General features: G+C 66.0%; 9 protein-coding genes. 3 read left to right on the top strand and 6 right to left on the bottom strand.

Annotated elements, in window-relative coordinates:
* Positions 1-283: 283 nt before the first annotated feature.
* Both phaP and NQV17_RS20215 read right to left on the bottom strand, forming a co-directional pair.
* The gene (phaP, locus tag NQV17_RS20220) at positions 284-865 is read right to left on the bottom strand and encodes a TIGR01841 family phasin (RefSeq protein WP_044847447.1); all 582 of its coding nucleotides are present in this window, start codon (positions 863-865) and stop codon (positions 284-286) included.
* A gap of 460 nt (positions 866-1,325) precedes the next feature.
* Complete coding sequence (locus tag NQV17_RS20215; protein WP_044847448.1) at positions 1,326-2,090, bottom strand: ParA family protein; 765 nt, start codon at positions 2,088-2,090, stop codon at positions 1,326-1,328.
* A gap of 240 nt (positions 2,091-2,330) precedes the next feature.
* Between NQV17_RS20215 and NQV17_RS20210 the strand changes: the two genes are divergently transcribed.
* Complete coding sequence (locus NQV17_RS20210) at positions 2,331-2,555, top strand: hypothetical protein (RefSeq protein ID WP_044847449.1); 225 nt, start codon at positions 2,331-2,333, stop codon at positions 2,553-2,555.
* Positions 2,556-3,007: 452 nt separating this feature from the next.
* Here the strand turns inward: NQV17_RS20210 and NQV17_RS20205 are convergent, their stop codons facing one another.
* The gene (locus NQV17_RS20205) at positions 3,008-3,559 is read right to left on the bottom strand and encodes a single-stranded DNA-binding protein (protein WP_059603013.1); all 552 of its coding nucleotides are present in this window, start codon (positions 3,557-3,559) and stop codon (positions 3,008-3,010) included.
* A 103-nt stretch (positions 3,560-3,662) separates the two neighbouring features.
* Positions 3,663-4,850 (bottom strand): MFS transporter, encoded by a 1,188-nt coding sequence (locus NQV17_RS20200; protein WP_044847451.1) that lies wholly within the window; start codon positions 4,848-4,850, stop codon positions 3,663-3,665.
* 276 nt (positions 4,851-5,126) lie between these two features.
* Between NQV17_RS20200 and uvrA the strand changes: the two genes are divergently transcribed.
* The gene (uvrA, locus tag NQV17_RS20195; RefSeq protein WP_257773595.1) at positions 5,127-8,012 is read left to right on the top strand and encodes an excinuclease ABC subunit UvrA; all 2,886 of its coding nucleotides are present in this window, start codon (positions 5,127-5,129) and stop codon (positions 8,010-8,012) included.
* Between the two features lie 255 nt (positions 8,013-8,267).
* Complete coding sequence (locus tag NQV17_RS20190; protein WP_257773594.1) at positions 8,268-9,350, top strand: AI-2E family transporter; 1,083 nt, start codon at positions 8,268-8,270, stop codon at positions 9,348-9,350.
* A 137-nt stretch (positions 9,351-9,487) separates the two neighbouring features.
* On the opposite strand, the gene purU is transcribed toward NQV17_RS20190, so the two are convergent.
* The gene (purU, locus tag NQV17_RS20185; RefSeq protein WP_257773593.1) at positions 9,488-10,372 is read right to left on the bottom strand and encodes a formyltetrahydrofolate deformylase; all 885 of its coding nucleotides are present in this window, start codon (positions 10,370-10,372) and stop codon (positions 9,488-9,490) included.
* 115 nt (positions 10,373-10,487) lie between these two features.
* Positions 10,488-11,345, bottom strand: coding sequence for an NUDIX hydrolase family protein (locus NQV17_RS20180; RefSeq protein ID WP_044847455.1), 858 nt, complete (start codon positions 11,343-11,345; stop codon positions 10,488-10,490).

Here is an 11,345-nt window from a genome sequence, read left to right as displayed (position 1 = left end):
GTTTTGTTCCTGCATCGAAATCAGTGGGTCGATCCGTGTTGCATGCTGTATCGCGTGCCGGGGCCGGGCGGCACGGCGGCCGACGTCGGCGCTTGAGCGCCATACGACCCGCGATGCGGCTCAGGGCTCGCGCCTTCATGCGCGCCGCCCATTCGCCCGCTCCAGCCGGGCCCGGACACGCTGCGGCGAGCCGGACGCCGCCGGCCACCACGCGGCACACGCGGCGGCCGGCGCCCGCCGGCGCCGTTCGATCAATGGTGTCGCGCCTGCGCGCGACACGCGGTCATGCAGCCGATTCGCGCGAAGCGGCTTCCTTGCGTGCGGCAGCCGCCGTCTGCTTGGCACCGCGCGTCGCCGTTTCGCTGACCGCGTCGAAACCGCTTTGTGCGGCTTCGATTGCCTGCCCCGTCGCTGCGCGCACGGAGTCTGCCGCGGCAGTCGCCGCGGACAGCGCCGAATTCAGCGCGGCGACCACCGCGCCCGAACCGGCCGGCGCATGCTTCGTCAGCTCGCCGACCACCTCCTTCACGCGCTTGTCGTTCTGCTCGTATTGCGCCTGCGCGACCTTCGCCCACTCGGCCTGCGTCGACACCGCGATGTCGAACAGATGGCGACCGTACGCGACGGCCTTGCCGGCCGCTTCCTGCGGTGCGGCGACTTGCTGCGCGAAGCCCGCAGCCGGGTTGCTCGCGTTGAACGCGTTCTTCAGCTTGTCCTCGTATTCCTCGAGCGCCGTCTTGGCCGCTTGCAGGTTGAGTTCGACGACGGCCTCGAAACCATTAATTGCCGGACGGGCAATCGCGAACCAGGCGGCAATTCCGGACTGATAATCGGCGGCGAATTTTTCGGGGGCAAATACGGACATCGGGCACGCTCCTGTTAGCAATGCGAGAGACGAACGAAAAAATGGAAGCCAGATCGAGGTCCGCTTCCTTATTCACAACCCGCAGGCACGATTGACTGCAGGGAGTTGAAGATTGCCATTCTAGATGGATTAATTGTCAATTAAATGGCATTAATACTAGGTGAAAACCCTGATCGATCGGGTTGATCTCCTCGCAATCTGCGCCCGCACACAATGGGGCCGCGTCGCAACGCCTTGTCCCGAAATGATTTTTACTTTTTTACGGCATGGCGCACCGCGACGTCCGTAACATTTACCCCGTCATTATTCCGGTTATTTGAAAAACAGGTGCGCATTGGAAAATAGGGCGGATTCCCCTGTAATCGTTTTTCCAGATTTATTTTGAAATCGTTACCGGGATTATTAATGACGAATTCAATGATCGTATATAAACCGCCGGGCCGGGCCAGCGCCGACACCCTCACCCGACCAGTTCGCGATGCAGCGCGCGAAACTCCTGCGCGAGCTTGTGTGCCGGCTCGAGATGGATCACCGGCGTCGACTGCTGATGCGACTCGCGGATCTTCACCGATGCCGAGAGCCGCGACGCCAGCACCGGCAGCCCTTCCTCGACGAGTTCGTCGACCAGCCGCTGCGGCAGGCTCGCGCGCGGCTGGAACTGGTTGATGACGATCCCTTCGACCTCGAGCGCCGCGTTGTGGTCCTGCTGGATTTCCTTCACGTTCTCGAGCAGCGTGTACAGCGCGCGGCGCGAGAAGTCGTCGCAGTCGAACGGAATCAGGCAGCGCTCGACTGCGATCAGCGCCGAGCGCGTGTAGAAGTTCAGTGCGGGCGGCGTGTCGATGTAGACGGCATCGTAGGTGTCGAGCTCGTTGAGCGCGTCGCGCAGCTTGTAGATCTTGTAGCGCGACTCGAGCTTGCCGTGCAGCGTGTCGAGGTCCGGATGCGCGGGCATCACGTCGAGCCCGTCGAACGGCGTCGGATGGATGAACGACGCGACGTCGACCGGCCGGAAGTTGAACGTCAGCGCGGTCTCGAAGAATTCGGCGACGCCGGGATGCGCGTCCGTCGCCCGGTCGCCGAGCAGGTAGTGCGTGGAATTCGCCTGCGCGTCGAGGTCGATGACGAGCGTGCGCAGCCCTTCGCTCGCGCTGATCGCCGCCAGGTTGCAGACGATCGTCGACTTGCCCACCCCGCCCTTCTGGTTGAATACGACCCGCCGCATTGTGTCTCCTTCGATCGAAACGTCGAAAAAACGAGCTTAGCCGGTCAATCGTGGCGGCCGCGTGACATCGATCAGATACACGAACCGCCCGGGAGATTTGCTGAGCGGCGCGACGAACGACTGGAAATCACGACGGAAGACGCGCGCACGAGGAACGGGCACAAGGGCTAATGTTGCGACGCAACATCCGAACTGTTAAACTAGGGAAAACCCGTAGTTCGAGCTTGCGAAGGAGCAGTCGTGTACCCCGTATTTTCGTTCCTGATGGATCTGCTGCCGGGCCGCAGCGCGGCTTCGTTTTCGCCGTCGGCAAAAGTAAACCGTGTCACGTTCACGGGTGCCGTGGACCGCAGCGATGGCGTGATCCTGTCGATCAACGGTAGCGACGCGCTGGTCCGTTGGCCGAAGGGTGGGAAATCCGTCGAGCGCGTCAGCAATCTGGTCGCGATCGTCACGGAAGCGTAAGCGGTTCTGCGGCGGCCACGGCGCCGCTCTTGTCATGGTTCGCACCGTCCGAAGCAGGTGACTCGGGTGTGAATGCCACGGCCCCCATGTCGGGAATGCGCCGTTGCAGGGCTTCAGGAAACCTGCTCACCGGCGCGGTTGCGTCGGTTGAAGTTTGCGGTCGGCATGCTCGCCACGTAAGCACAACAGACGTCAGGGCCATCGCGCCCGCGACGACGAACGCCGCTGACGGGGAGTCCATTCTCAAGTCTCGCCCATCCGACGCGGCCGGCGCCAGCGGCTTCTCCCCGCCTTGCACGACGCCACCACGACGCTCCTCACGCCCGATCTGGCACGTTTCGCCCAAACCCCAAAAAACGCGTAAACGAAAAAAGGACCCGAAGATCCAGGCTGAACCAGTGATTCGGCGTGGAGATTCGGGCCCTTCTTTACCTCGGGAACCGACGTTCCGCTTAGAACGGAATATCGTCGTCCATCTCGTCGAAGCCGCCGCCTGCCGGCGCGCTCGGACGGCTCTGGCCGCCGCCTGCACCGCCGCGCGGCGCGCCGCCGGCACGACCGCCGCCGCCGCCGCGTTCCATCTGTTCGCCGCCGCGGCCGCCGCCACCACCACCGTAGCCGCCGCCGTAACCGCCTTCGTCACCGCCGCCACCGCCGCCGCCCGAACCGCCGCGGCCGCCGAGCATCTGCATCTGGTCGGCGACGATTTCGGTCGAGTAGCGATCCTGGCCGTCCTGGCCCTGCCACTTGCGCGTGCGGATGCGGCCTTCGATATAGACCGACGAACCCTTCTTCAGGTACTCGCTGACGATTTCGGCGAGACGGCCGAAGAACGCGACGCGGTGCCACTCGGTCATTTCCTTGAAATCGCCGCTTGCCTTGTCCTTGTAGCGATCGGTCGTCGCGAGACGGATGTTCGCAACCGCGTCGCCGCTCGGCAGGTAACGGACTTCAGGATCGGCGCCGAGATTGCCGACGAGGATGACCTTGTTGACGGATGCCATGTGTTTCTCCAGTAAATTCGATGCCGGGCCGCCCGCGAATGTCGTCGGAGCGGCCCGCCGGGCAAGCCGGCGAGCGCCGCCGGTGCCTGCCCGAAAAGAAGGTTCAGGCCTTGCGCGGCGGCGCTTTCATGCTGGCCGCGATTATAAGCCACGCCGCCACGAGCCCCGAGCACGCATAGAAGACGGTGTTCGCGCCGCCGTGCTTCAGCAGCCAGCCGCCCACGATGCCGCCGAGCGCGAGCCCGATCGATTGCGTGGTGTTGTAGACGCCCGTGGCCGCGCCCTTGCGCGAACCGGGCGCGAGCTTCGACACGAGCGACGGCTGCGACGCTTCCAGGATGTTGAAACCCAGGAAGTACACGAACAGGATCGCCGCCACAATCAAGATGGTATGCGGAGCGCTGCCGAGCAACAATTGGCCGATCAGGATAGCCAGAATGCCGCCGAGCAGCACCGGCTTCATCTTGCCCCGTTTTTCCGCGACGATGATCGCCGGGACCATCATCACGAACGCGAGCCCCATCACCGGCAGGTAGACCTTCCAGTGCGCGGCGACCGGCAGCCCGCCGTCGACCAAGAGGCGCGGCACGACGAGGAACAGCGCCGTCTGCGTCGCGTGCAGCACGAGCACGCCGAAGTTCAGGCGCAGCAGCTCGCCGTTGTGCAGCACCTCGCCGAACGGCGCCGGCACGTGCACGGGTTTCGCCGCGTCGGGCACGATCCACACCACGACCCCGATCGCGAGGATCGACAGCACGCCGACGATCGCGAACAGCCCGCTCATCCCGACCCAGTGGAACACGATCGGCGCGCCGACGATCGCGACCGCGAACGACACGCCGATCGAGCCGCCGACCATCGCCATCGCCTTCGTGCGGTTCTGCTCGGAGGTCAGGTCGGCGATGAACGCGAGCACCGCGGACGACACGGCGCCCATCCCCTGGATCACGCGGCCGACGATGATCCACGTGATGTCGTGCGCGAACGCGGCGACGAAGCTGCCGAGCGCGAAGATCAGCAGGCCGGTGGCGATCACGGGCTTGCGGCCGAACTTGTCCGACGCCCACCCGTAGAAGATGTACAGCAGCGACTGCGTGACGCCGTACGCCCCGAGCGCGATGCCGACGAGCAGCACGTTGTCGCCGCCCGGGATGGTTTTCGCGTAGACCGAGAACACCGGCATGATCATGAACAGGCCAAGCATGCGCAGCGCGAAGATCGCCGCGAGCGACGTGGTCGCGCGCAGTTCGGGCGCACTCATGCGGGAAGACGTGGCGGACGGATTGGACATCGGGAATGAATTTCGAATGATCGGAATGTCCGCCCGGCGGCGGGCGGCGGAAGATCAGGGCCACCGGCCCGGCAGGCCTGGCAGGCGCTTTCCGGGGCCGCTTTCCGGGACGTCGGGCAGGCAGCCTGCGGGCCGCCTCGCGCCGTGCGGCGCGGCCGCCTTCCCGGCGTGGACACCGCCTTGCTGCCAGCTGCTGCAAAGGCTGGGGGCCCCCAACGACGGCCTCGAAAAGCCGTTATAGTAGCAGGTTTGGTTCCCTCCATTTTCGCCAGGTTCATGGAACAGATCCGTATCCGTGGGGCACGCACCCACAACCTGAAAAACGTCAATCTCGACCTGCCGCGCCACAAGCTGATCGTGATTACCGGGTTGTCCGGGTCGGGCAAGTCGTCGCTCGCGTTCGACACCCTTTATGCCGAAGGCCAGCGCCGCTACGTCGAGAGCCTGTCCGCGTACGCCCGCCAGTTCCTGCAGCTGATGGAGAAACCCGACGTCGACCTGATCGAGGGCCTGTCGCCCGCGATCTCGATCGAGCAGAAGGCGACGTCCCACAACCCGCGTTCGACCGTCGGCACGGTCACCGAAATCCACGACTACCTGCGACTTTTGTTCGCACGGGTCGGCACGCCGTACTGCCCCGACCACGACATCCCGCTCGAGGCGCAGAGCGTGTCGCAGATGGTCGACGCGGCGCTCGCGCTGCCCGAGGAAACCAAGCTGATGATCCTCGCGCCGGTCGTCGCGAACCGCAAGGGCGAGCACGCGGAGCTGTTCGAGGACATGCAGGCGCAGGGCTTCGTGCGCTTTCGCGTGCGCTCGGGCGGCGGCACCGCGAACGAAGGCGTCGCGAAGATCTACGAGGTCGAGTCGCTGCCGAAGCTCAAGAAGAACGACAAGCACACGATCGACGTCGTCGTCGATCGTCTCAAGGTGCGCCCGGACATGAAGCAGCGCCTCGCGGAATCGTTCGAGACCGCGCTGCGCCTCGCCGACGGCCGCGCGATCGCGCTCGAGATGGATACCGACCGCGAACACCTGTTCAGCTCGAAGTTCGCGTGCCCGATCTGCTCGTACTCGCTGCAGGAGCTCGAGCCGCGCCTGTTCTCGTTCAACAACCCGATGGGCGCGTGCCCGGAATGCGACGGCCTCGGCCAGATCACGTTCTTCGACCCGAAGCGGGTCGTCGCGCACCCGTCGCTGTCGCTCGCCGCGGGCGCCGTGAAGGGCTGGGATCGCCGCAACCAGTTCTACTTCCAGATGCTGCAGAGCCTCGCGGCGTTCTACGAGTTCGACATCGACGCCGCGTTCGAGGACCTGCCGGAAAAGATCCGCAAGGTGCTGCTGTTCGGCTCGGGCAAGCAGACGATCCCGTTTTCGTACATCAACGAGCGTGGCCGCACGACGATCCGCGAGCACGTGTTCGAAGGAATCATCCCGAACCTCGAGCGCCGCTACCGCGAGACCGATTCGGTCGCGGTGCGCGAAGAGCTCGCGAAATACCAGAACAACCAGCCGTGCCCGTCGTGCGACGGCACGCGGCTGCGCCGCGAGGCGCGCCACGTGCGGGTCGGCACCGGCGACTACGCGCGCGGCATCTATGAAATCAGCGGCTGGCCGCTGCGCGACGCGCTCGGCTATTTCGACGGCCTGTCGCTCGACGGCGCGAAGCGCGAGATCGCCGACAAGGTGATCAAGGAAATCGTCGCGCGCCTGACCTTCCTGAACAACGTCGGCCTCGACTACCTGTCGCTCGAGCGCAGCGCCGAAACGCTGTCCGGCGGCGAGGCGCAGCGGATCCGGCTCGCGTCGCAGATCGGCTCGGGCCTGACCGGCGTGATGTACGTGCTCGACGAGCCGTCGATCGGCCTGCACCAGCGCGACAACGACCGCCTGATCGCGACGCTCAAGCACCTGCGCGACCTCGGCAACTCGGTGATCGTCGTCGAGCACGACGAGGACATGATTCGCACGGCCGACTACGTCGTCGACATGGGCCCGGGCGCCGGCGAGCACGGCGGCGTGATCGTGGCCGAAGGCACGCCGAAGCAGGTGCAGTCGAACCCGCAGTCGCTGACGGGCCAGTATCTGGTCGGCAAGCGCACGATCGAATACCCGGACGAGCGGCTCGCGCCCGATCCCGAGCGGATGCTGCGCATCGTCGACGCGCACGGCAACAACCTGAAGCACGTCGATCTCGAGCTGCCGGTCGGCCTGCTGACCTGCATCACCGGCGTGTCGGGGTCCGGCAAGTCGACGCTGATCAACGACACGCTGTATCACGCGGTCGCGCGCCACCTGTACGGCTCGTCGGCCGAGCCGGCGCCGCACGAGGCGATCGAGGGCCTCGAGCACTTCGACAAGGTGATCAACGTCGACCAGTCGCCGATCGGCCGCACGCCGCGCTCGAACCCGGCCACCTACACGGGGCTGTTCACGCCGATCCGCGAGCTGTTCTCGGGCGTGCCGACCGCGAAGGAGCGCGGCTACGATCCGGGCCGCTTCTCGTTCAACGTGAAGGGCGGCCGTTGCGAGTCGTGCCAGGGCGACGGCGTGCTGAAAGTCGAGATGCACTTCCTGCCGGACGTCTACGTGCCGTGCGACGTGTGCCACGGCAAGCGCTACAACCGCGAAACGCTCGAAGTGCAGTACAAGGGCAAGAACATCAGCGAAGTGCTCGACATGACGGTCGAACACGCGTACGAATTCTTCAGCGCGGTGCCGGTGATCGCCCGCAAGCTGAAGACGCTGCTCGACGTCGGCCTCGGCTACATCCGCCTCGGCCAGTCGGCCACGACGCTGTCGGGCGGCGAGGCGCAGCGCGTGAAGCTGTCGCTGGAGCTGTCGAAGCGCGACACGGGCCGCACGCTGTACATCCTCGACGAGCCGACCACCGGCCTGCACTTCCACGACATCGCGCTGCTGCTCGAGGTGATCCACCGGCTGCGCGACCAGGGCAATACGGTCGTGATCATCGAGCACAACCTCGACGTGATCAAGACGGCCGACTGGGTGATCGACCTCGGCCCCGAAGGCGGTGCCGGCGGCGGCCAGATCATCGCGCAGGGCACGCCCGAGCAGGTCGCGAAGACCAAGGCGAGCTTCACCGGCAAGTACCTCGCGCCGCTGCTCAAGCGCCCGGCCCGCAAGGCGGCGGCCGGCTGACACTTTCCGTTCCCGCGCGCGGCTGCCCGGCCGCGCGCGCCCGGCAGCGCGGCGGCGCCGGCCTCCTCGTTTTCCCTTCTGCGGTTTTCCCCTCTGCGTTTACACCACGAGCCAAACAGCCCCGTGGCGGACCATAATGGCAGCTATACTTTACGGTCGTAAGGTTCGCCATCCGCACCAATCCGGTGCGGCGCCGGGCGATCGCCGCCGTGTCGCCCACCGCGCGGCACGGCACACGAACGACAGGAATCCATGATGGAGAAGCAACAAGAGTCGCGCGACGCGCAGAACCGCGAGCCGCACCTGCGCAGCGTGCGGCTGACGAGCGACTTCAGCCTGCCGAAGCTGTCGGCGATCGAGATCGGCAGCTACCTGTTCGCCCTCGTCGCGATGGTGCTCGTCATCGAACTCAAGCTGCTGGGCGGGCTGCTGGCCGGCATGCTGGTCTATCAGCTGATCCACACGATCGCCCCGGTGATCGAACGCCACACCACAAGCATGCGCGCGCGCTGGGTCGCCGTCGTGCTGCTGTCGATCGCGATCGTCGGCGGGCTCACGGGCCTCACGATCGGCATCATCGACCACTTCGAGCACACGGTGCCGAACCTGCAGAGCCTCCTTGGCCAGCTGATGCAGATCGTCGAGCAGACGCGCGCCCGCACGCCGGCCTGGATCGCGAACCTGCTGCCGGTCGACGTCGAACAGATGAAGACCAAGGCGGCGCTGCTGATGCACTCGCACATGGACCAGCTCCAGCAAGGCGGCAAGAGCGTCGCGCGCGGCTTCGGCCACGTGGTGTTCGGGATGATCATCGGCGCGATGATCGCGATCGGCGTCGAGCACGGCAAGGTGCGCCGGCCGCTGTCGACCGCGCTCGTCACGCGCGTGTCGCGCTTCGCCGAATCGTTCCGCCGGATCGTGTTCGCGCAGATCAAGATCTCGGCGATCAACGCGACCTTTACCGGCATCTACCTGCTCGTCGCGCTGCCGATCTTCCACCAGCGGCTGCCGCTGTCGAAAACACTGGTGCTCGTCACGTTCATCGTCGGCCTGCTGCCCGTGATCGGCAACCTGATCTCGAACACGCTGATCGTCGCGGTGTCGCTGTCGGTCAGCATGGGCACCGCGATCGCGTCGCTCGCGTTCCTCGTCGTGATCCACAAGCTCGAATACTTCCTGAACGCGAAGATCATCGGCGGCCAGATCGAGTCGCGCGCGTGGGAGCTGCTGCTCGCGATGCTGATCATGGAAGCCGCGTTCGGGCTGCCGGGCGTGATCGCCGCGCCGATCTTCTATGCGTACATGAAGCGCGAGCTGTGCATGCTGCGGCTGATCTGACGCGCCGTACCCGACGCAACCCGATCCCCGCGCATCACGCGAAAAAAAACGCCGCGCCCCGTCAAGGGCGCGGCGTTCTTGTTTGCGGCAACCGCCGGCCGGCGCAGGCAGGCCGGCGCGCATCACCGATCAGCCGATCAGCGGAACACGACGGTCTTCGTCCCGTTCAGCACGATCCGGTGCTCGACGTGCCACTTCACCGCACGCGCGAGCGTCACGCACTCGACGTCGCGGCCGATCGCGGTGAGCTGGTCGGGCGTCATGCTGTGGTCGACGCGCTCGACTTCCTGCTCGATGATCGGGCCTTCGTCGAGGTCGGTCGTCACGTAGTGCGCGGTCGCGCCGATCAGCTTCACGCCGCGGTCGAACGCCTGGTAGTACGGCTTCGCGCCCTTGAAGCTCGGCAGGAACGAATGGTGGATGTTGATCGCGCGGCCGGCGAGCTGCTGGCACATGTTCGGCGACAGGATCTGCATGTAGCGCGCGAGCACGACGAGATCGGCCTGGTGTTCATCGATCACTTCCAGCACCCGCGCTTCCTGCGCGGCCTTCGCCGCATCGGACGAACCGCCGACGAGCGGGAAATGATGGAACGGGATGTTGTAGCTCGCGGCGAGCTGGTAGAACTCCTTGTGGTTCGACACGATCGCCGGAATCTCGATCGGCAGCTGGCCGGTGCGGTAGCGGAACAGCAGGTCGTTCAGGCAGTGGCCGATCTTCGACACCATGATCACCACGCGCGGCTTCACGGCCGCGTCGTGCATTTCCCAGCGCATCCCGAATTGCTCGGCGAGCGGCGCGAATTCCTTGCGAAGCGTATCGAGCGCCGACGCGGCATCCGCGCCGTCGCCGTCCTGCACGAAGTGCACGCGCATGAAGAACTCGCCGGTGCGGCTGTCGCCGAACTGCGCCGAATCGAGGATGTTGTTGGCGCGCTCGAACAGGAAGCCCGAGACCGCGTGGACGATGCCATGCCGGTCGGGGCACGACAGTTTCAAGATAAAGCTGTGATCGGTCGACATGACCGCTACTCCCTTCGTTTCGGTATTCGTCAAATAGGCCGTTCGTCCGGCCTCACCCTGGGGCCCAAGCCCGGGCAGGCAGGCGGCGCCTTCAGGTGGCTCGCCAGGTGGCGCGTCAGGCGGCCGGCGCGAACAGCGCGTCGATGCCCGCGGCGTCCGCCGCCGATAGCCAGCGGTGGCGCAGCAGCGTGTCGAGCATCGCGAGGCTCGCATCCATCGTCGCGCGGCCTTCGCGCAGCCAGCCGATCACCTCGGGCACGCCGGCCAGCAGGTGCTCGGCCACTTCGCCGTCCTGGTTGTGCGGCGCGAAGTCGCGCGGCAGCGGCAGGTCGTACACGAAGATCAGTTCGGACTGCGTGCCTTCCGGCAGCGAACACAGTACCTGCACCGCGCGGCCCGCGATCGCACGCGCCGCCAGTTCGGCAGGCATGCCGGCCTCTTCCCAGCATTCCTTCGTGAGCGTCTCGTGAACGCCCAGGCCCCAGCCGATGCCGCCCGCGACGACGTTGTCGAGCATGCCTGGGTCGGTGGCCTTGGTCGCGCTGCGGCGGCCGAGCCACATCTGCGGCGCGGCGGGCGAACCCGGCGCAGCCGCATATTCTACGATGCCGTTCAGGTGCACCGCATAAGTCTGCGTGCCGAAGAAGCGCGACGCGGCGCGCTCGATGTACGCGAGCGGCGGATCGTCGAAGCGGTTGCGGATCGCATAGATCTCGTCGCGCCAGCCGGGAATCGCGCCTTCGGCCGCCAGCGCGCCGATCGCGCTCGCGAGCGCCATGCTGCGCGCGTCGACCGTGTCATAGCGCGCCGACAGCACGACGCGCGCGTCCGTCAGCTCGAACACGTCGGGCCAGCGGGCGAGCTTCGCGATGTCCTGGCGGCGCACCCAGCCTACGGCCACGCCGGCGATCTCGAAACGCAGGTGCGCGGCCGGATCGAAGCGGCGCGCGGCCGCAATGCACGGAAACGTCAT

This window comes from Burkholderia sp. SCN-KJ, from assembly GCF_024656005.1.
Classification (GTDB): Bacteria; Pseudomonadota; Gammaproteobacteria; order Burkholderiales; family Burkholderiaceae; genus Burkholderia.
This window is presented reverse-complemented; position numbering and strand designations above follow the sequence as displayed.